At 43.0% G+C, this 20,991-nt stretch carries 17 protein-coding genes; 2 read left to right on the forward strand and 15 right to left on the reverse strand.

All coding sequences use genetic code 11. The features are described 5' to 3' along the window. The first annotated feature begins 177 nt into the window (after positions 1–177). A complete protein-coding gene (locus DW930_RS06335) occupies positions 178–408 on the forward strand; it encodes a DNA-dependent RNA polymerase subunit epsilon (RefSeq protein WP_023027297.1) in 231 nt (76 codons plus the stop codon). Between the two features lie 3 nt (positions 409–411). Next, entirely contained in the window at positions 412–2,094 is a 1,683-nt protein-coding gene (locus tag DW930_RS06340; protein ID WP_023027298.1) for a ribonuclease J, read from the forward strand. A 249-nt stretch (positions 2,095–2,343) separates the two neighbouring features. Here DW930_RS06340 and glnA read toward each other — a convergent pair whose 3' ends face one another. From glnA to rpe, 15 genes are all read right to left on the reverse strand, one after another. Continuing rightward, positions 2,344–3,690 (reverse strand): type I glutamate--ammonia ligase, encoded by a 1,347-nt coding sequence (gene glnA / locus DW930_RS06345; RefSeq protein WP_023024488.1) that lies wholly within the window; start codon positions 3,688–3,690, stop codon positions 2,344–2,346. A gap of 41 nt (positions 3,691–3,731) precedes the next feature. Beyond that, positions 3,732–4,097: a MerR family transcriptional regulator gene (locus tag DW930_RS06350; RefSeq protein ID WP_023024490.1), complete on the reverse strand. Its 366-nt coding sequence runs from the start codon at positions 4,095–4,097 to the stop codon at positions 3,732–3,734. 69 nt (positions 4,098–4,166) lie between these two features. Further along, a complete protein-coding gene (locus DW930_RS06355) occupies positions 4,167–4,700 on the reverse strand; it encodes an aromatic acid exporter family protein (RefSeq protein WP_123159590.1) in 534 nt (177 codons plus the stop codon). A 146-nt stretch (positions 4,701–4,846) separates the two neighbouring features. After that, positions 4,847–6,046, reverse strand: a complete 1,200-nt coding sequence (locus DW930_RS06360) for a phosphoglycerate kinase (RefSeq protein ID WP_023024494.1) — start codon at positions 6,044–6,046, stop codon at positions 4,847–4,849. A gap of 202 nt (positions 6,047–6,248) precedes the next feature. Then, on the reverse strand, positions 6,249–11,033 hold the full coding sequence (locus DW930_RS06365) for a bacterial Ig-like domain-containing protein (protein WP_042361260.1): 4,785 nt from the start codon (positions 11,031–11,033) through the stop codon (positions 6,249–6,251). Between the two features lie 228 nt (positions 11,034–11,261). Further along, the gene (gene gap, locus DW930_RS06370) at positions 11,262–12,272 is read right to left on the reverse strand and encodes a type I glyceraldehyde-3-phosphate dehydrogenase (protein ID WP_006595530.1); all 1,011 of its coding nucleotides are present in this window, start codon (positions 12,270–12,272) and stop codon (positions 11,262–11,264) included. Positions 12,273–12,524: 252 nt separating this feature from the next. Next, a complete protein-coding gene (gene fusA / locus DW930_RS06375) occupies positions 12,525–14,606 on the reverse strand; it encodes an elongation factor G (protein ID WP_023027302.1) in 2,082 nt (693 codons plus the stop codon). A 272-nt stretch (positions 14,607–14,878) separates the two neighbouring features. Then, the gene (gene rpsG / locus DW930_RS06380) at positions 14,879–15,349 is read right to left on the reverse strand and encodes a 30S ribosomal protein S7 (protein ID WP_003003105.1); all 471 of its coding nucleotides are present in this window, start codon (positions 15,347–15,349) and stop codon (positions 14,879–14,881) included. 19 nt (positions 15,350–15,368) lie between these two features. Continuing rightward, the gene (gene rpsL / locus DW930_RS06385; protein ID WP_001142333.1) at positions 15,369–15,785 is read right to left on the reverse strand and encodes a 30S ribosomal protein S12; all 417 of its coding nucleotides are present in this window, start codon (positions 15,783–15,785) and stop codon (positions 15,369–15,371) included. A 216-nt stretch (positions 15,786–16,001) separates the two neighbouring features. Continuing rightward, positions 16,002–16,538 carry a hypothetical protein gene (locus DW930_RS06395; protein WP_023024500.1) on the reverse strand — a complete coding sequence of 179 codons (537 nt, stop codon included), beginning with the start codon at positions 16,536–16,538 and terminating at the stop codon, positions 16,002–16,004. Positions 16,539–16,560: 22 nt separating this feature from the next. After that, complete coding sequence (gene purR / locus DW930_RS06400) at positions 16,561–17,385, reverse strand: pur operon repressor (RefSeq protein WP_123159591.1); 825 nt, start codon at positions 17,383–17,385, stop codon at positions 16,561–16,563. A gap of 126 nt (positions 17,386–17,511) precedes the next feature. Further along, on the reverse strand, positions 17,512–18,453 hold the full coding sequence (locus DW930_RS06405; RefSeq protein WP_123159592.1) for a 3'-5' exoribonuclease YhaM family protein: 942 nt from the start codon (positions 18,451–18,453) through the stop codon (positions 17,512–17,514). Further along, positions 18,440–19,696, reverse strand: a complete 1,257-nt coding sequence (gene rmuC, locus DW930_RS06410; RefSeq protein ID WP_023024506.1) for a DNA recombination protein RmuC — start codon at positions 19,694–19,696, stop codon at positions 18,440–18,442. Before rmuC ends, DW930_RS06405 begins: the two co-directional genes overlap by 14 nt. 1 nt (position 19,697) lies before the next feature. Then, positions 19,698–20,363, reverse strand: a complete 666-nt coding sequence (locus tag DW930_RS06415; protein WP_023027306.1) for a thiamine diphosphokinase — start codon at positions 20,361–20,363, stop codon at positions 19,698–19,700. After that, the gene (gene rpe / locus DW930_RS10525) at positions 20,323–20,982 is read right to left on the reverse strand and encodes a ribulose-phosphate 3-epimerase (protein WP_023024510.1); all 660 of its coding nucleotides are present in this window, start codon (positions 20,980–20,982) and stop codon (positions 20,323–20,325) included. The genes DW930_RS06415 and rpe overlap by 41 nt, the downstream gene beginning before the upstream one ends. Between the last annotated feature and the right edge of the window lie 9 nt (positions 20,983–20,991).

Genomic DNA, 20,991 nt, shown 5'->3' on the forward strand with positions numbered 1-20,991 from the left:
AGCGCTTCCTTCTGCTCTCAGAACCCGCTTGCATCTTTTCCTTAGAGCCTATTTATGGTATAATGGATAATAATTGTATCGAATCAGGACAAAAGAAAGCAAGAATAGGTGTCTCAGCTAGCTACTAGCTGTTTCTTTTCTGCTACAGTCCGAACAAGTGAAAGGAACCGAAACGAAATGATTTACAAAGTTTTCTACCAAGAAACAAAAGAACGCAACCCTCGTCGTCAAACGACTCATGCCCTCTATCTCGATATTGATGCGAAGAATGAGTTAGAAGGACGCATTGAAGCTCGTCGCCTTGTTGAAGAAAATACATCTTACAACATCGAATTTATCACTCTCTTGTCAGACCAACACCTAGAATATGAAAAAGAGTCTGGCGCATTTGAAATTACGGAGTTCTAATCCATGGCATATACCTTAAAACCTGAAGAAGTTGGTGTTTTCGCCATTGGAGGTCTCGGGGAAATCGGTAAAAATACCTATGGGATTGAATACCAAGACGAAATCATCATTGTGGATGCTGGGATTAAGTTCCCTGAAGATGATTTGTTAGGGATTGATTACGTGATTCCTGACTATTCCTATATCGTTGAAAATATCGACCGTGTCAAAGGTGTCTTGATTACCCACGGACACGAAGACCATATCGGAGGAATTCCCTTCCTCTTGAAACAAGCTAATGTACCAATCTATGCTGGACCTTTGGCTCTAGCCCTTATTCGTGGAAAATTGGAAGAGCATGGCCTCCTTCGTGGTGCCAAACTCTATGAAATCAACCAAAATACGGAGCTGACCTTTAAGCATATTAAAGCGACCTTCTTCCGGACGACCCACTCCATTCCAGAACCTTTGGGGATTGTTCTTCATACGCCTCAAGGAAAAATCGTCTGCACGGGAGACTTTAAATTTGACTTCACACCTGTTGGGGAGCCGGCCGACCTTCACCGGATGGCTGCACTAGGAGAGGAAGGCGTCCTCTGTCTGCTTTCTGACTCAACCAACGCGGAAGTCCCAACCTTTACCAACTCTGAAAAAGTCGTTGGCCAATCCATTATGAAGATTATTGAAGGCATTCATGGACGCATCATCTTTGCTTCCTTTGCCTCAAACATCTTCCGTCTCCAACAGGCTGCAGATGCCGCTGTTAAAACGGGCCGTAAGATTGTTGTCTTTGGACGCTCGATGGAAAAAGCCATTGTCAACGGGATTGAGCTGGGCTATATCAAGGTACCACCTGGAACAATTATTGAACCAAGTGAGATCAAAGACTACCCGGCAAACGAAATCCTCATTATGTGTACAGGAAGCCAAGGGGAGCCAATGGCGGCACTGTCTCGTATCGCTAATGGAACCCACCGCCAAGTGCAATTGCAACCGGGTGATACCGTTATCTTCTCATCTAGTCCAATTCCTGGCAACACAACGAGCGTCAACCGCCTGATCAACATCATCTCTGAAGCAGGAGTCGATGTCATCCACGGTAAGATTAACAATATCCATACCTCTGGACACGGTGGTCAACAAGAACAAAAGCTCATGTTGCGCTTGATCAAGCCAAAATACTTCATGCCTGTTCACGGTGAGTACCGCATGCAGAAAATTCATGCTGGACTTGCGCGTGATTGCGGAGTAGAAAAGGATAACATCTTCATCATGAGCAACGGTGATGTCCTTGCCTTAACAGCCAACTCGGCTCGTATCGCAGGAAGTTTCAATGCTCAAGATATCTATGTCGACGGAAATCGCATCGGAGAAATCGGAGCTGCTGTCCTTCGTGACCGCAAAGATTTATCAGAAGATGGTGTTGTCCTAGCTGTTGCGACAGTTGACTTCAAGTCAAAAATGATTTTAGCTGGACCAGATATTCTCAGTCGTGGTTTCATCTATATGAGAGAGTCTGGTGACCTGATCCGTGAAAGTCAACGTATCCTCTTCAATGCTATCCGAATCGCCTTGAAGAACAAAGATGCCAACATTCAAACCGTACACGGTGCTATTGTCAATGCCCTCCGTCCTTTCCTTTACGAAAGTACGGAACGTGAACCCATCATCATCCCGATGATTTTGACACCAGATGAAGAAAATTAAGTAAAAAGAATGAGGCTGGGACAAAAGTCCTAGCCTCTCAATTGTCTTTGGATTGTCGAGCAAGACGCAGTGGTTGAGTGGGCTCTACTACGCTGATTTCATCAGCTTTTACAGCCCTACTCAACTGTGCGGAGGTGGGACGATGAAATCGAATTCTAACGAATGACCGACTTCTGTCCCACTCTCATTTTCTATCTATGAAAAATGAGCTAGGTAATCAAACCTAGCTCATTTTTTGTATGGATTTGATTAGTACAAGTCCAAGTAGTTATCAATTTCCCATTGTGAAACGAAGGTTGCATAGCTTGCCCACTCGATGCGTTTGGCTTCTAAGAAGCTCGTGTAGATGTGTTCACCGAGAGCATTCTTAACTACTTCATCTTCCGTCAAGGCTTTCAAAGCATTGTGAAGAGTAGATGGAAGATCCGTAATTCCAGCTTCTTTACGCTCTTCAGCTGTCATGATATAGATATTCTCTTCGATTGGTGCTGGCGCTTCAATCTTGTTCTCAATCCCATGCAAACCAACTTCTAAAAGAACAGCCATAGCGATGTATGGGTTAGCCATCGGATCTACGGAACGCAATTCCAAACGAGTTCCCATACCGCGTGAAGCAGGTACACGCACCAATGGGGAGCGGTTGCGTCCAGCCCAAGCGATGTATACAGGAGCTTCAAAACCTGGTACCAAACGTTTGTAGGAGTTGACAGTCGGGTTCATGATGGCTGTGTAGTTGTAAGCGTGCTTGATCAAACCACCAAGGAAATGATAAGCTGTTTCTGACAACTGCATTCCTTTTGGATCATTTGGATCAAAGAAGGCGTTGTTCCCTTCGGCATCAAACAAGGACATATTGCAATGCATACCAGAACCAGCGATACCAAATTTTGGTTTAGCCATAAAGGTTGCATACAAACCATGTTTACGAGCAATGGTTTTTACAACGAGTTTAAAGATTTGAATCTTGTCACAGGCGCGAAGAACTTCATCGTACTTAAAGTCAATTTCATGCTGACCTACAGCCACTTCGTGGTGACTGGCTTCTACCTCAAATCCCATTTGGGTTAAGACATTGACGATCTCACGACGAGTGTTATCCGCAAGGTCTGTAGGTGCCAAATCAAAATAGCCACCCTTGTCATTCACTTCAAGAGTTGGGTCTCCATTTTCATCCAGTTTAAAGAGGAAGAACTCTGGCTCTGGTCCAAGGTTGAACGATTTGAAGCCAACTTCTTCCATGTGACGAAGAGCACGTTTGAGGTTTCCACGTGGATCTCCTGCAAATGGTTCCCCTTCTGTTGTATAGACATCACAAATCAAGCCTGCGACACTACCGTTCTCATCTCCCCAAGGGAAAACAGTCCAAGAGTCCAAGTCAGGATAGAGATACATATCAGACTCATTAATCCGAACAAACCCTTCGATAGAAGATCCATCAAACATAGCCTTGTTTGATAAAACTTTTTCCAACTGTTCATCTGTCGCTGGAATTTCAACGTTTTTCATGGTTCCTAAGATATCCGAGAACATCAACCGAATAAAGGTTACATTTTTTTCTTTGACTTCGCGACGAATATCTTCAACAGTAATTGACATGTGTGTCTCCTTATGAATAAAGCAATAAGTAAAAAGAATGATCAGCGTAACTGACCATATGGCGATGAGGTCGTATGAAAGCGACTTTGCTGAAGAATATCGCGATGAAGGGCCTTGCGAACTTCCTTCTCGCTAACTACCTTGGCAGCTTGGCGTTTAGCTTCTTTCTCAGCAATCCGTTTTTTGATTCCTGCAATATTAAGGCCTTCAGATAAGTAATCCTTAATCTCCAACAGGCGATCCATATCGTTGAGAGAAAACATCCGACGATTGCCCTCTGTACGATCCGGAGTAATGAGTTGCTGATCTTCGTAATAGCGAATCTGACGAGCTGTTAAATCTGTCAATTTCATAACACTACCAATCGGAAAGACCGCTAACGTTCGTCTTAATTCCTTTTCTTTCATATCCGACCTCCTTTCCCTTCTATTATAACGCAAAAAAAACCGATGTCAAGATTAAAATGTCATATAATCTCACATGGGTTTTCTTTTTTCTTTTATAAAGTCTCGAATGCGATCCACATCTGAATTAACTAAAATCGCTACAAAGACACCGATAAAGGTTTCAAAAATGCGGGCAAAAACATATAGGAAAGTTTCACCTGTAGGAATCGAGAGAGTAATAATCAGCATAGCTGATACGCCTCCGATAATTCCGGCTTTATTGTTCATGGCGACATTGGTCATAATGGTTAACATGGTCGCAATCGGTACAAAAATCAGGGTGACCCAATAGGCATCGTGGAAGAGGATCTTGATCATAAAGAATAGCAGAGCATAAAAACCACCGATGCTGTTGCCCATCACACGCGAAGCTCCGAAGTAAACACTCTTATCAAAATCTTCTCTCAAGCTAAAAACAGCTGTCAGAGCCCCAATTTGCAGTCCTCTCCAACCAAAGATACCAAAAATCAATAGAACCAGAAAAACGGCTATCCCTGTTTTGAAGGTCCGCATTCCCAATCGAAATTTGGAACGGTCAAATTTATGTCGTTTAAAGTAATCCATTGTCCCCTATCTTTCTATCTCTTTTATTCTAACATATTTCCAGAAAGGTTCAAGCAGGGAAATGAGGAATATCTGGTTCCCTTCTACTCTCGTCCAATAGAAAAAGCACCTTTCAGTGCTTCTTCTATGGTGTATGAGGAACCGTCTTATTTTTCAGTCAAAGCTGCAAGTCCTGGAAGAACTTTACCTTCAAGGAGTTCCATTGAAGCTCCACCACCAGTAGAGATCCATGAGAACTTGTCTGCACGACCAAGGTTGATCGCTGCGGCAGCTGAGTCACCACCACCGATGATTGATTTAACGCCTGGTTGTTTAACGATAGCGTCCATGACACCGATTGTACCAGCTTGGAAGTCAGGGTTTTCAAATACACCCATAGGTCCGTTCCATACAACTGTTTTCGCACCAGTCAAAGCTTCGTCAAATTTAGCGATAGATTTAGGACCGATATCCAAACCAAGGAAGCCTGGGTCAACTGCTTCACCTTCAGTGTCTTTCACTTCAGTGTAGTCAGCAAATGCGTTCGCTTCTTTTGAGTCAACTGGCAAGATCAATTTGCCGTTTGCTTTTTCAAGAAGAGCTTTAGCGACATCCAATTTGTCTTCTTCTACAAGTGAGTTACCGATTTCGATACCTTGAGCTTTGTAGAATGTGTAAGTCATCCCACCACCGATAAGAACTTTATCAGCTTTTTCAAGCAAGTTTTCGATAACACCGATCTTGTCTGAAACTTTTGAACCACCAAGGATAGCCACGAATGGACGTTCTGGAGCTTCAACTGCTTCTTGGATGTAGGTAATTTCGTTTTCAAGAAGGAATCCAGCAACAGCTTTTTCAACGTTTGCTGAGATACCAACGTTAGATGCGTGCGCACGGTGAGCTGTACCGAATGCATCGTTTACGAAGATACCATCTCCAAGTGATGCCCAGTATTTACCAAGTTCAGGATCGTTTTTAGATTCTTTCTTGCCATCAACATCTTCAAAACGAGTGTTTTCAACCAAAAGAACTTGTCCGTCTTCAAGAGCGTTAATCGCAGCTTCCAATTCAACACCACGAGTAACACCTGGTAGGAAAGCAACGTCTTGACCCAATTTAGCAGCCAAGTCAGCCGCTACAGGAGCAAGTGATTTACCTTCTTTATCAGCTTCTTCTTTTACACGTCCAAGGTGAGAGAAGAGGATTGCACGTCCGCCTTGCTCAAGAATGTACTTGATTGTTGGAAGAGCGGCAGTGATACGGTTGTCATTTGTGATCACGCCATCCTTTACAGGAACGTTGAAGTCAACACGAACGAGAACTTTTTTCCCTTTCAAGTCAACGTCTTTAACAGTCAATTTTGCCATTGGATATGACTCCTTCTATTTTTTATACATGATAATTATATCACAAAAGATGTAAAAGAGGTAGAAAAATAGTGGATTTCTACTTCATAATAGCCTATCTGGATTGATACTCCTGATTCAGAATCTACATCATGAAACCTCCCTTGTTTTTCACAAAGGAGGTTTATGATTGATTTTAACTTTTTTAAGCCTCTAGAAAACCTTACTCTTCTTTCTTCTTACCGGCCAAGAGGAAGCCTCCAAGTGCCGCTAAGAGTACAGCTTCTGCTGCAAAAGAAGCCTCTAAACTTGCAGTTGTTGGCAATTCCTTGTCAGTTTCTTTGCTGGTTGGATCTTGTTGAGAAGAATCTTCTTTAGACGGTGTTAAGTAACGACTCAAAACTTGTTGAACTCGTTGATCCAGAAGATCTGGTCCATTTTCCTTTTGATTCAATGGATCAGTTGGTTTCGTCGGATTCAATTGTTCTGGTGATGTTTGATTGTTATCCGGTTGGTCTGGTTTTGTTGGATTCTCCGGCTGAATCGGTTGATCTGGTGTCGCAGGTTTCTCTGGCTGGATCGGTTGGTCCGGTGTCACAGGTTGATCTGGCTGGATTGGCTGATCCGGTGCCTCTATCTTTTGAGTTTTGTAGACAATCGCATAGTGAGTAAAGTGTGGAGCTGTGAAGATGACTACATCTCCTACACGCTCAAAGGCTAAAGATTGAGGTGCTTGACCTTCTGGGAAGAAGAGGACTTGCTCCACTTCTTTATCCTTATCCACAGGTATTTTCACAAGTGATGGATGATGGGTATCCACATCTTGACCACTTGCATCGACTCCTTCGATATCAAAGATAGCCGCTTCTCGTCCCTTCAGCTCTTCTTTTTCTGCCTGATTTGCTTCAACTTTCGCGACTTTCAACCCCTTAACAACAGTAGGTTCCAAATTAGAGAACTGAACTTCAACTCCAGTTGCAGGGTCTACAAAGACAGCCGGCTTATCTTCTTTCAAGAGCGCAATCAAGGTTTCTAGACCTGTTTTTGCGGTTGCGAGCGCTTCAGGAATGAGTTCTGAAGAGGCTAGGAGTTCTTTATTTTTCTCAACCAGTGCCTTCAAAGCATCACCAGAAGGATGATTTGGCTTGCTTGCTAATAGAGTGGTCGCTTCCTCTGTCAGAGCAGAGAGAGTTTCTTTTTCTTTTGTTAGATTGGCTTGTCCATCCAAGGCTTTCAAGAGAGCGGTCAATTGGTTTAACTGCTCATTGACTTGATTTTGTGTGCTGGTATCATGCTCTTTCAAGACTTTTTCAGAAGCAGCTATTCCAGCCAACAAGGCTTCTTTGACTTCAGGAGTGGCAAAAGTAAAGTCTACTTTGGCTTTTGCAGCTTCAGCTTCAGCCAATTTTTGCTTGAGATATTCATCGTTGAGAGCTGGTTTTGGATTCACGAGGACATCAAAGCTTGTGCTAGCTCCCTTGTAATGGACGGTGATAGTTTGACGACCTTCCTTGCTCGCATCAAAGCCAGTTACTTCAACACCTTCATCGGTCAAGGCGTGCGTTTCAGTCGTTTCATCTTCAAAGACGACTGTAAAGCGTCCGCCTTCTTTTTCAAATGCTTCTCCGACAATATATTCGACTTTTGGTTTGTCAGTCAATTCTAGACCAGCAACGGCTTTTTCACCTGCTTCCTCTGCACTGACCACAAAAACAGTGAGAGTCTTATCCAATTTCTGACCAAGATAAGAAACTTCTAGGTGTTGTTCTCCAAGCTTGCTACTGTCAAATCCATGAATCTCTACACCTGAGTTGGTGAGGTTGACCAGTTGATCTGCTTGTCCATCTTGATAATGAACGCGAAGAGTCGCTCCTTTCAAGGAGAGAGCATCTCCTTTTCTGTAGACCTTCTTAGCTAAGCCCTCTTCTAATTGAACTCCACTAATTTCTTTATCATTTTTTGGAACTTCAATCGCTAGAACATTACTGATCTCTTTTCCTGGTGCTTGTGCACGATAGTAAAGAAGAGACGGAGTCGATTCAAAAGCGAGCGGTTTAAAGATCAGATTTCCAGCTTGATCGGCTGTCATAGTCGCAATTGGGCTAGTCGCTTCTTTATCGGCATAAAGTGAAATCGTTGTATTCGCAGGTACATCCTTAAAGCCAACCTGGACAAAATGATTGCCTAGGTTTTGCGCTGCAGCATCCTTCATCGGGATATTGACTGTTTCGGTATCTAAACTTTCATACATTTTCCAGTTATAGATTCGAATAGCTTGCCATGGAGTCCCATTATCGGCTGTAATGACATGGAGACGCCAATCTTGGGCCTTAATCGGTTGATCGAGTGTAATATCTGACACATGGGCTTTGTTACCACGGACTTCCTTGGCCAATTTCCACTCGCCGGCTTCGTCCTTGTAGTAAAGATCGAAGTCACGGGTATTCATCTTGCCATCATCGACAGATTCACCACCCGCACCTGCATGGTCCATAACCCAACGAACAATGGTCCTTGGTTGTGTCAAGCGAATATCGACAGTTCCACTCAATTGAGCCGACGACCATTTATCTGAAAGACTCGTAATGGTACCATTCAACATCCCCTCGATACCTTCACTACCATCTGCATCTGGGAAACTTGAACCGATGACTTTCGCCCCAATCACTACGTTTGGCGCCAATGCTTTTGGTAGGCTGGTATCCGACACTGTCATACCCCAATCAAAGGCTACAGTTCCCGCATCTGAACGTTGACCGTTCTTCCCAACAGCAACAACCTTGAGTTCTTGAGTGGTCCCTTCAGCACTTGCTGAACGACTAACTTTTGGAAGATAGACAGTTGTCGCAGAAGACCCTGTTAAGAGACGCCAGTTATCCCCATCTTTCTCATAGACTTCATAATAATCTGCATCCGCAACTCCTTTAAAGTTTAGGACTGCTTCTGCTTCTTGCGCATTTTGCAGGCGTTTGCCTTTCACGGTTACTTCAGAAGGAGCAGCTGGTTTTTCTTGGTTCGACGTAATCGACAATTGGCCGAGATTGAACTTGTAGTCTTTGACATCTGCATCATGGTCAAAGAACATCTTAACGGCATAAATGGTCTTGCCAGCTAGGTCTCCCAAATCGAAGGTTTGAGTGGACCAATCTGCGTTTGGCGTCAATTCCTTCCATACGTATTCCGAGTAATCTTCTTTTGTAGCAACAGCTACCCAAGCAGCCGCACCAACCCCACCCTTGTGAGAGACACTTAATTTTGTTGTTTCTGTCACAGGGATCTTGGTCGAATAGAGCATGACATTTTGACTGCTATTAGCTTTCAAATCGCCTTCAAAGGTTAGCGAGTTTCCTCCATTATAGGCTTGATCAAAGTCATAGCGCCCTTTCAATGGCGTGCTGTCTTCACTATGTTCTACCCACCAGCGCCATGTTGGAAGGTAGCCAGAGACGGATCGGTAATTCCACTCGCCATCTTTGGAAATTTTTCCATCTACAAACCAATATTTTCCGTGACCAGTATTGAATGAAGTATTAAAATCAGCATTTGTGATCGGAGTTTTATCCACGACTAGATTGGACATCCCGTACCAAGATTGATCTGCTGGTTTTCCTTTGGTTGGATCACCTTGGAAACCTGTCCAGAATAGATCTTCATGGGTATGATACCCCTCTCCTGTCTTTCCTAGACCCGTAATGGTATCAGGTGCATAAAGCCCCAGGGATAGACGCAACTTGCCATGTTCATCTAAAATCGCATTCCAGTCCACATTGGTCTTATAAGAGCCCCCTTTTTGAAGTTCGAGTCCTGCTAAAACATCATAAGGATTGCGCTGAATCCATTTGGCTGTGCTGATAGAATAATCAACTTCTGATTTGCCCCAGTTAAAGTTGGCAAAGAAGGTATCAACTGGATTTTCCCCATTTTCAGGTTGCATGAAATTGTAGTTGTATTCACCCAGTGCATTTTCATGGTAACGACCATATTCATAGGTCATGGCATCATACCAAGAGTACTTGATAGGGTAGTTAATACTCTTCGCATACTCCTTGGTGTAAAGAAGGAAATCTCTTAATTTTGGTCCTAAAGGTTCTACTAGGTTCCCTGTCGTTTCTTGGTTAATAAAGTAGCCATCGAAACCATAATACTTAGCTAGATCAACTAATTTCCGTGCGATCGGGAAGGTTTTAGAGCCTTCACTATCTTCTTTCAAGGTTTCTGCAAAATGCTCTTGATCCTTGATGCTACTAGACCAGTTATAAAAGAGTGTTCCATAGATGGGCACCCCATTTCGGTGAGCAGCATCAATCACATCCGCTGATGGTACCAGACCTTCCCAGAATACCATGGAATCCAAATACTGCCAATAGTCAAAAGCATAGGCCTTAAACTCTTCCCCACCGACGGAAGCATGATCCTTAGCCTTTGAGTTCATGTTAGACAGAGCCTGAATCTTTGCATCAGGGTTTGCTTGCTCGTTGATTTGCTTCCCTTGAAAACGGCTAGCGAGGGGGACACTTGCTCGGTTCAAATCATCATCTACTCGTTTACCAGGTTCCCATTTCAACAAATCGTCCCATGTATCAAATTTGACCTCTTTCGGTCTTAATTGTTTTTCTTCATTAGTTGGTAAATCTTCTACTTTTTCTGTGCTTGCTTTTGGCTGTTCTGTCGCTGAAACCGCTGGACTATCTGTGGTCGTCGGGCTAACTTCGGGAGTTGCTAAAGTAGCCTCTGGAGTTGCTGAAGTGGCTTCCTCAACTGGTTTCACTGATTCTGTAGTTGGCAAGACAGCATCTGCAGTGTAGACACCAGCTTCTCTGATCAAATGATTTACATCTTCTGCAGTTGCTGAAGTGGCTTCTAAGGGTTGTTCATTCGCAGCATGCGTCTCATCCGCTGAGACAGCCCCCGTCCCTAAAAATGCCAATCCAATCAGTGCAGAACAAACTCCCACACTGAATTTTCGGATACTAAAACGTTGTTGTTTTTCAAATTGATGACCTTTCATCTTGACCTCCATCTTATTTTACTAATTTCCAATCTCCTAAAACACTTCTCCTTTGCTCTCGTGCAATCGCTTACATTTTGTTTAATTGGAAATCTTCACTCAAATTTAGTTTACCCCTTTAAAGAGAGGTCTGTCAATCCATTTTAGCAAATCCTATAATAAGGTGAGGAGGAACTAAAAAAAGTACAAAAAAAGAGGAGGTCACCCTCCTCTCATCATACACATGAATTATTTAGCAATTTTTGCGAAGTATTCAAGAGTACGTACAAGTTGTGCAGTGTAAGACATTTCGTTGTCATACCATGAAACAACTTTAACCAATTGTTTACCATCAACGTCAAGAACTTTAGTTTGAGTTGCGTCAAACAATGAACCGTAAGCCATACCTACGATATCTGAAGATACGATTGGATCTTCTGTGTAACCGTATGATTCGTTAGCTGCTGCTTTCATAGCTGCGTTCACTTCATCAACAGTAACGTTCTTTTCAAGAACTGCAACCAATTCAGTAACTGATCCAGTTGGAGTTGGAACGCGTTGTGCAGATCCGTCCAATTTACCGTTCAATTCTGGGATTACCAAACCGATAGCTTTAGCAGCACCAGTTGAGTTAGGAACGATGTTAGCTGCACCAGCGCGAGCACGACGAAGGTCACCACCACGGTGTGGTCCGTCAAGGATCATTTGGTCACCAGTGTAAGCGTGGATAGTAGTCATCAATCCTTCTACAACACCAAAGTTATCTTGAAGAGCTTTAGCCATTGGAGCCAAGCAGTTTGTAGTACATGAAGCACCTGAGATAACTGTTTCAGTACCATCAAGAATGTCGTGGTTAGTGTTAAATACAACTGTTTTAACGTCGTTTCCACCAGGAGCAGTGATAACAACTTTCTTAGCTCCACCTGGGTGCAAGTGTTTTTCAGCAGCTTCTTTCTTAGCAAAGAAACCAGTTGCTTCAAGAACGATTTCTACACCGTCGTTAGCCCAGTCGATTTGTTCTGGATCACGTTCAGCAGAAACTTTAACGAATTTACCGTTAACTTCGAATCCACCTTCTTTAACTTCCACAGTACCGTCGAAACGACCTTGAGTTGTGTCATATTTCAACAAGTGTGCAAGCATAACTGGATCTGTAAGGTCGTTGATGCGAGTAACTTCAACACCTTCTACGTTTTGGATACGACGGAAAGCAAGACGACCGATACGACCGAAACCGTTAATACCAACTTTAACTACCATTCGTGATTTCCTCCTTATGAAAATCAAAAAATTTTTATGTGAAAAGAGTAACTTGATAGGTTACAAATCATCTTTCAACAATATTATTATATACTTTCTTCCCCTAAAATGCAACTGATTTCAGTAGGATTAGAAATATTACACAAACTTTCATATTCATTTTCACTATCTCTTATGAGGAAGAGGGGTTGAACTCTTTCGAATCAAAAAAGCCTTCCTCCTAAGAGGAAAGCTTTTAGCTAGACGGCAAAATTATGCTTCACCTTTAGCTTTTTTAATGATTTCTTCTTGTACTGATTTCGGTACATCTTCGTAGTGGTCAAATACCATCATGAAGGTACCACGTCCTTGAGTTGCAGAACGAAGGACAGTAGCGTAACCGAACATTTCAGCAAGTGGTACATAAGCACGAACGATTTGGCTTGCACCGTGTGCTTCCATACCGTCTACACGTCCACGACGAGCAGTTACGTGACCCATAACATCCCCAAGGTTTTCTTCAGGAACTGTGATGGTTACAAGCATCATTGGTTCAAGGATAGCTGGTTGTGCTGATTTAGCTGCTTCTTTAAGAGCAAGAGATGCAGCGATCTTGAAGGCAGTTTCAGATGAGTCGACATCGTGGTATGAACCATCGTAAAGCTTCGCTTTCACGTCAACCATTGGGTAGCCAGCAAGAACACCGTTCGCCATAGATTCTTGAAGTCCTTTTTCTACTGCAGGGATGAATTCACGTGGAACCACACCACCGACGATTGCATTTTCGAACTCGAATCCTTTTCCTTCTTCGTTTGGAGTAAATTCGATCCATACATCACCAAACTGACCTTTACCACCAGATTGACGTTTGAAGAATCCACGTGCTTGTGTAGAAGCGCGGAATGTTTCACGGTAAGATACTTGAGGAGCACCAACGTTTGCTTCAACCTTGAATTCACGTTTCATACGGTCAACAAGGACATCCAAGTGCAACTCACCCATACCAGAGATAACTGTTTCACCAGTTTCAGGGTTTGTTTCAACGCGGAATGTTGGATCTTCTTCAGCCAATTTTTGAAGGGCAATACCCATCTTGTCTTGGTCTGCTTTAGATTTAGGCTCAACCATCAATTGGATAACTGGTTCTGGAACTTCGATTGACTCAAGGATAACTTTTGCTTTTTCATCTGTCAATGAGTCACCAGTTGTTGTATCTTTCAAACCAACAGCAGCTGCGATATCTCCAGAGTAAACTGTTTCGATTTCCATACGAGTGTTGGCGTGCATTTGAAGGATACGTCCGATACGTTCACGTTTACCTTTAGAAGTGTTCAATACGTATGAACCAGAGTTCAAGACACCTGAATAAACACGGAAGAATGTCAAACGACCTACAAATGGGTCAGTCATGATCTTGAAGGCAAGAGCTGCAAATGGCTCGTCATCAGATGCTGGACGTTCTTCTACTTCATCTGTATCTGGGTTTACACCCTTGATTGCAGGGATATCAAGTGGGCTTGGAAGGTAGTCAAGGACCGCATCCAACATCAATTGAACCCCTTTGTTCTTGAAGGCAGAACCACACAATACTGGGAAGAATTCAACATTGATAGTCGCTTTACGGATACCAGCTTTCAATTCTTCGTTAGTGATTTCTTCACCTTCAAGGTATTTCATCATCAAATCTTCGTCAGTTTCAGCAACTGCTTCGACCAATTTTTCACGGTATTCTTGAGCTTGTTCAAGGTATTCAGCTGGGATATCTTCTTCAAGAATATCTGTACCAAGGTCGTTGGTGTAGATTTCAGCTTTCATCTTGATCAAGTCGATGATTCCACGGAAGTCATCTTCTGAACCGATTGGCAATTGGATTGGGTGAGCATTTGCTTGAAGACGGTCATGAAGAGTGCTTACTGAGTAAAGGAAGTCAGCACCGATTTTATCCATCTTGTTCGCAAATACGATACGAGGAACTCTGTATTCAGTTGCTTGGCGCCAAACAGTTTCTGTTTGAGGCTCAACACCTGATTGTGAGTCAAGAACGGTTACAGCACCGTCCAAAACGCGGAGTGAACGTTGAACTTCGATCGTGAAGTCCACGTGTCCTGGTGTGTCGATGATGTTTACACGAGTATCTTTCCATTGAGCTGTTGTAGCTGCAGAAGTGATAGTGATACCACGTTCTTGCTCTTGCTCCATCCAGTCCATTTGTGACGCACCTTCGTGAGTTTCACCAATTTTGTGAATCTTACCAGTGTAGTAAAGGATACGCTCAGTTGTAGTTGTCTTACCAGCATCGACGTGGGCCATGATACCGATATTACGAGTTTTTTCAAGTGAAAATTCGCGTGCCATGAGGTTTGTTTCTCCTATATTTTTTATTTCTATACTATTATAACATGATTTAACAAAAACGGATAGGCAGGACCTACCCGTTCTCAGTGTTCTCATGTATGTGTTGGTTTCAACTTACGAGATGGTAAGTTGAATTGAACTAAAGAGCGGACCGAGCTCAATTGAACCCGGGCTAAAAGCTCGGAAAATAGATAAGCTTTCCTAGAATCTTTGATTCTGCGTCAAACTTCCTAATTTTCAGTCGCTTTTTTAACGCCCTCAGTATCTTATTCTTACCAGCGGAAGTGTGCGAAGGCACGGTTAGCTTCAGCCATACGGTGAGTGTCTTCACGTTTCTTAACAGCTGCACCAGTGTTGTTTGCAGCATCCAAGATTTCTTTAGCAAGGCGGTCAACCATTGTGTGCTCACCACGTTGACGAGCGATTGTTACCAACCAACGAAGTCCAAGTGTTGTACGACGTTCTGGACGAACTTCAACTGGGACTTGGTAGTTTGATCCACCAACACGACGTGCACGTACTTCAAGTACAGGCATGATGTTTTCCATAGCTGTTTCAAATACTTCAAGTGCGTCATTTCCAGTAGCTTCTTTGATTTGCTCAAAAGCACCGTAAACGATTGAAGCTGCTGTACCACGTTTACCATCAAGCATAACGCGGTTGATAAGACGAGTAACTAGTTGTGAATTGTAAAGCGGATCTGGCAATACGTCACGTTTTGGAGCTCTATTTTTACGACTCATTTCTCTTTATCCCCTTTCCTTATGCTTTTTTCGGACGTTTAGTACCGTATTTAGAACGGCCTTGTTTACGATCGTTAACACCTGCAGTATCAAGTGCACCACGGACGATATGGTAACGTACCCCTGGAAGGTCTTTTACACGTCCACCACGAAGAAGCACCACGCTGTGCTCTTGCAAGTTGTGTCCGATACCTGGGATGTAGGCAGTAACTTCGATCAAGTTGCTCAAACGTACACGAGCAAATTTACGAAGGGCAGAGTTAGGTTTTTTAGGTGTCATAGTTCCAACACGAGTTGCTACACCACGTTTTTGTGGTGAAGAAACGTTTGTTTGAACTTTTTTATGACTGTTGTAACCAACGTTCAAAGCTGGTGATTTAGATTTTTCTACTTTTGATTTACGCGGTTTGCGAACCAATTGGTTAATTGTAGGCATCTACATTCTCCTGTGTTTTTTTATTTTTGGTGATGATACACTTGGTGACAGCTATCATCTGTGTGTACTTTTGCAACATTTGTCAGCACGTCCCTGTACACTCTTGAGAGACCAAAAGTAAAAAGTACCGTCTATTATTGTAACATAGCGGTACTTTCACTGTCAAGATTTTTTTCTCTTTTTTGCACGATTGCTTCTTCTTAAAACCGTGCTAAATTATTGTTCATATTGTTGCGTTACAGCTGGAATTGTAGCATTCGAAACTTGAGGAACTTCATTGGACTGATATTGAGGAACTTCTGCCGGAACCACTTGTTGAGGTTGCCCTGTTTGACTAGCTTGATTCGTATCAGTTGATTGAGTATTCTGGTTGGTTTGCATTCCATAGTAGTCTACAATGTACTGAATTCGAGCTTGGAAGGCCTGTTTCTTTGTTTCGTCCTTCACTTTTTCCACGGCTTCTCGGGCAGCTGTTAAGGTTTCTTGGGTTGCAGTCGTTTCAAAATGAGCGACTGCCTTTTCTGCATCTTCAGCTATTTTCGCTTCCTCTTCTTCTTTTGCTTTTTTAGGGTCTTTCTTTTTAATAGGAAGAGAACCTGTCTTTTTGGCTTCTTGTTTCACCACTGTAACTTGGTCTGCAGAATTTTTTCGAACCGTATAAAGCCCACCGACAAGAACTCCTGTCAAGATGAATATCGTTGCCAATCGAAGCCATAGGGGACTACGGTCAAAACGGTCTAAAATTGTTTTCATTTTCCTATCTCCCTCTCCAGACTTAATCCTTATCGAAAATATTTCCGACTTCTACATCAATTTTATTTTCTGCTACATCAATGTTGGTTACACGTAGAAGTGACTTGTGATCAAATAAATCTTTACTTCTAGCCGAAGCATTGTCCGCAAAAATAGCGACTCCTGCTAACTCTGATTCGAACTCAGCCAAGAGGCTAACCATCCCACTGATAGTTCCCCCTCCTTTAAGGAAGTCATCGACAATCAAGACACGGCTGCCAGCTTTCAAACTGCGTTTGGACAAAAACATTTTCTCAATCCGATCACCACTGGAACCTGATACATAGTTCACACTGACCGTTGATCCTTCTGTAATTTTTAGATCTCGTCGCACAATGACAAAGGGAACATTTAAGACATTCGCTACCGCGTTTGCTAATGGGACACCCTTAGTGGCCACCGTCATGACTGCATCGATTTTTTGATCTCGAAAAGCCTTGGCAATAATGCGCCCAATATTATTTAGGATTTTTGGATTGCTCAATAGGTCTGAAAGGTAGATATAACCACCTGGTAAAATCCGATTGCTTTCTGACAATTGATTGCACAAATTTTGGACAATTTCTCTTGAATCTGCATCCGAAATCGATGGTGTAAAGATGACCCCTCCACCTGCCCCAGTGAGAGTTTCAATGTGTCCAATTTCCATTTCTTCAAAGGCCCGTTTAATAATAACAATGTCCTCAGAAATAGAGGATTTGGCAGATTCATATTTCTCCGCAAATGTATTTAAACTTGTCAATTCGTAGGGATGATTAATCAAGTAGTTCGAGATCACAACCATCCGCTCACTTCTTCTTAGCTTCATTATCTCTCCACATAGTTTTTTATTGTATTATACCATATTATACCAAAAAACGAACATTGTTAGTCTTACAACATTCGTTTCTCGTTTTTTTACTAACAAACTAAGAGAAGGCTTTTTGGCTCTTGTTTATAAATTTGGCTTATAGAAGGAGCGGTTATCCAAGGCAAAAATCTTATTGGTCATTTCACCAGGTCCCACTAAAGCCAAGGCTGAGGTCATCATCATCATTTCGGCATCTAGATTATCAATCATATGAATGATCTCCGCTTCCATAATTTTCGGACGAACTGGACTACCATACTCTAATTGACCATGGTGACTTAAAATGACATGTCGTAACACAATCACATCTTCTTTTTGATCATCAATCTTCAACTCTTGTAAGACCTTGGTAATTTCTTCATCAATCAGTGCAATGTGTCCGATGAGATTCCCTCTGACCGTATATTCCGTATTTTCAGGACCTGATAGCTCCAGTACCTTGGCAAGATCATGGAGCATGATTCCTGCATAGAGGAGACTTTGATTTAATTGAGGATAAACCTGAGAAATGTTCTCGGCCAATCGAACCATGGTGGCTGTGTGATAGGCTAAGCCAGTCTCAAAAGCATGGTGGTTGGTTTTTGCCGCAGGATACGAGTAAAACTCCTTGTCGTACTTGTTGTAGAGCGCCCTCACCACACGTTGCCAAACTGGATTTTCTATTTTGAAAATCATCCCCGACAGGTAATCTTTCAAATCAACTGGATTCACCGGAGGTTTTTCTTTAAAGTCTGCTGGATTAGACGGTTCCCCGCTTTGAGGCAAACGCAAGGTCAATTGATTGACCTGGGGCGTATTGTTGTAGACCTCCCGGCGTCCGCTCATATGAACTACGCGACCAGCTTGGAACTGCTCCACATTATGCGGCTGAGCATCCCACAATTTTCCTTCAATCGTGCCTGTCTCATCTTGGAAGACAAAGGCAAGATAATTCTTTCCAGCCCGTGTCTGACGAACATCTGCTGACTTAATGAGGTAGAAGCCTTCAAACAATTCGTCTTTTTTCATTTGATTAATTTTGACCATCATCTTCTCCATCTTCTAAATTCAATAGGCTTGCCATATCTAGATTTTCTGACGTTTCTATACTTCGAAGAGTACGCTCGATAGCATTTGTTCTTCGGTTTAAGAGTTCATCGATGTTTCCAGAAGCATGTTTCAACTGCCGTTGGGTCTTTTCTAAAACGCCTCCAAATTTTTGGAACTCTGTCTTGACTGAAGCAAGGACCTTGCTAATATCATCTGCACTTCGTTGAATATTCAGAGTCTTAAATCCGACCGATAGGGAATTTAACAAGGCTGAAAGAGTACTTGGCCCCGCGACAACGATCTGCTCCTCTCTTCGGAGGCGATCAAAGAAGGCTGGGTCGCGGACCACTTCTGAATAGAGGCCTTCCGTCGGTAAAAAGAGAATCCCAAAATTAGTAGTGGCAGGCGGATATAGGTATTTTTGATGAATGTCCTTGGCAAATTGTTTAATACTAGTCTGAAGGAGCTTGCGACACCGTTCAATCTCCTCTTTCTCTCCACTTTCATAGGCTTCTTCCAGTCGGTAATAACCCTCCAGAGGAAACTTAGAGTCGATTGGCAGATAGACGTATTCCCCTCTTACCTGACCAGGCATCTTGATTGCATACTCGACGCGTTCGCTGGAATGAGGAACTGTTACAAACTCTCTCTCGTATTGAGCGGGAGTTAGGATATCTTCAATGATCTGGCCCAGTTGAAGTTCTCCCATAATCCCACGGGTTTTGGTATTAGAGAGGACCTTATTGAGACTCCCCACATCTCTAGCGACCGTCTGCATTTCCCCAAGGCCTTTATTAACCGACTCCAATTGTTTGGAGACAGTCTCAAAAGAGGTTTGGAGACGACTATGCAAGGTTTTTTCCAACTTTTCTTCGACCGTTTGACGCATCTGCTCCAACCGCAAATCATTGGAGGCTTGAATCTGTTGCATCCGTTCGTCCGTTTTGTCTCGGTTTTTAGTAAAATTCTCAGCAAGTTCTGCTCGTAAAGCAGTCGTTTGCTGATGCATTTCTGTCCGTAATTCCATTAGACGGTCACTGATCGCCATCTCTATCTGCTGACCAGTGATTTGCTGAGCTTGTCGCTCTCTCTCAAATCGGTAATCCAGCTGATCCGAAAGATGATCTTCTTGGTCTTCTAGTAAGTCACGGATCCGTTTGTTATCAGCTGTCCGTTGTTGGTACAGCAAGAAGAGCAAGACAAGATTTCCCACTCCTAATACAAAAAGGATTAATTCCATCTTATTTCCCATCCTTGCTATAAATGATAACAGCATAGCCTCGATCAACGCTTAAGGTGATCGGCTGATTGCTAAACTCGTTGGAACCATAAATAGCTTTTTTAAAATAATTGGTCGAATTTAAGGGATACTTGGCTCCTTCAATCTGGATGGAAGCTCCCTCAACCGGCATGAAAGCTACATACGTATAGCCTGCTAGGGGCTGAATGGTGTGGCGACCTGCTGGACGATAGCAGAGATAATTTTGTCGGTCCATCAAGCAAAGTTGCGACATAAGGGGAGCAATCTCTGGATCAGTGGGCAAAAAAACGCTGGCCAAGTGGTGATCCATGCGACCACCAAAGGCTCCAAAGATTAGAATTTCCGCTTGAGGCCAACGTTCTACTACTTCCTTAATCGCCAATTCCAGGTCAGTATCATTTTTTTCTGCTACCGAAGTCCGTAATTCGTGAGCCGCAGATTGAATCCTCTGGAATTCTTCTGGCTCAACAGAGTCAAAATCTCCAACTGCTAAAGATAGTTCCAGCCCTTGCTCTAATAGGAAAAGGCAACCTGCATCCACTCCGACATAAACATCCAAGTCTAACGGAATGGTTTCCACTTGGCCTCCAGCTACAATCGCAACCTTAGTCTTGGATGGCTGCTCGAAGGGTTTGAACTCGTTCATTCACATCTCCATTAAATACATAGGAACCTGCTACAAAGACGTTTGCCCCTGCTTCTTTCGCAGCGTGAATCGTCTTGTCGTCAATTCCCCCATCCACTTCAATATCGAAATCCAAGCCTTTCTCTTCACGCAATTGAACCAATTGACGAATCTTATCCATGGTTTCTGGCAGGAAGGCTTGCCCACCAAATCCTGGATTGACAGTCATGACAAGTACTTGATCCACCAAGTTCAAAATGTGTTGGATACTTTCAACAGGGGTTCCTGGATTGATGACCACACTTGGTTTTACCCCTGCCAAACGAATTTTTTGAAGGGCGCCATGGATGTGTGGAGTCGCTTCTACGTGAATGCTAATGATATCTGCCCCGGCACGCGCAAACTCTTCGATATGTTGCTCAGGATTGGTCACCATCAAGTGACAGTCAAAAACTAGCTTACTGTGAGGACGCATACTAGCAACTACACCCGCACCAAAGCTGATATTCGGTACAAAGTGGCCGTCCATCACATCGATGTGAGCGTATTCCGCACCAGATGCTTCCAATTTCTTCAATTCACTTTCAAAATTTGCATAATCTGCACTCAAAATAGATGGGGCTAATTTGTTTGTTTTCATATTATTCAG

It is taken from the genome of Streptococcus sp. AM43-2AT (assembly GCF_003603405.1).
Taxonomy (GTDB): Bacteria; Bacillota; Bacilli; order Lactobacillales; family Streptococcaceae; genus Streptococcus; species Streptococcus ilei.

Bases quoted from the DNA above. Each gene is read 5' to 3' on its own strand.
- DW930_RS06335 (WP_023027297.1), top strand. From the start codon at position 178: ATGATTTACAAAGTTTTCTACCAAGAAACAAAAGAACGCAACCCTCGT.
- DW930_RS06340 (WP_023027298.1), top strand. From the start codon at position 412: ATGGCATATACCTTAAAACCTGAAGAAGTTGGTGTTTTCGCCATTGGA.
- glnA (WP_023024488.1), bottom strand. From the start codon at position 3,690: ATGTCAATTACTGTTGAAGATATTCGTCGCGAAGTCAAAGAAAAAAAT.
- DW930_RS06350 (WP_023024490.1), bottom strand. From the start codon at position 4,097: ATGAAAGAAAAGGAATTAAGACGAACGTTAGCGGTCTTTCCGATTGGT.
- DW930_RS06355 (WP_123159590.1), bottom strand. From the start codon at position 4,700: ATGGATTACTTTAAACGACATAAATTTGACCGTTCCAAATTTCGATTG.
- DW930_RS06360 (WP_023024494.1), bottom strand. From the start codon at position 6,046: ATGGCAAAATTGACTGTTAAAGACGTTGACTTGAAAGGGAAAAAAGTT.
- DW930_RS06365 (WP_042361260.1), bottom strand. From the start codon at position 11,033: ATGAAAGGTCATCAATTTGAAAAACAACAACGTTTTAGTATCCGAAAA.
- gap (WP_006595530.1), bottom strand. From the start codon at position 12,272: ATGGTAGTTAAAGTTGGTATTAACGGTTTCGGTCGTATCGGTCGTCTT.
- fusA (WP_023027302.1), bottom strand. From the start codon at position 14,606: ATGGCACGCGAATTTTCACTTGAAAAAACTCGTAATATCGGTATCATG.
- rpsG (WP_003003105.1), bottom strand. From the start codon at position 15,349: ATGAGTCGTAAAAATAGAGCTCCAAAACGTGACGTATTGCCAGATCCG.
- rpsL (WP_001142333.1), bottom strand. From the start codon at position 15,785: ATGCCTACAATTAACCAATTGGTTCGCAAACCGCGTAAATCAAAAGTA.
- DW930_RS06395 (WP_023024500.1), bottom strand. From the start codon at position 16,538: ATGAAAACAATTTTAGACCGTTTTGACCGTAGTCCCCTATGGCTTCGA.
- purR (WP_123159591.1), bottom strand. From the start codon at position 17,385: ATGAAGCTAAGAAGAAGTGAGCGGATGGTTGTGATCTCGAACTACTTG.
- DW930_RS06405 (WP_123159592.1), bottom strand. From the start codon at position 18,453: ATGGTCAAAATTAATCAAATGAAAAAAGACGAATTGTTTGAAGGCTTC.
- rmuC (WP_023024506.1), bottom strand. From the start codon at position 19,696: ATGGAATTAATCCTTTTTGTATTAGGAGTGGGAAATCTTGTCTTGCTC.
- DW930_RS06415 (WP_023027306.1), bottom strand. From the start codon at position 20,363: ATGAACGAGTTCAAACCCTTCGAGCAGCCATCCAAGACTAAGGTTGCG.
- rpe (WP_023024510.1), bottom strand. From the start codon at position 20,982: ATGAAAACAAACAAATTAGCCCCATCTATTTTGAGTGCAGATTATGCA.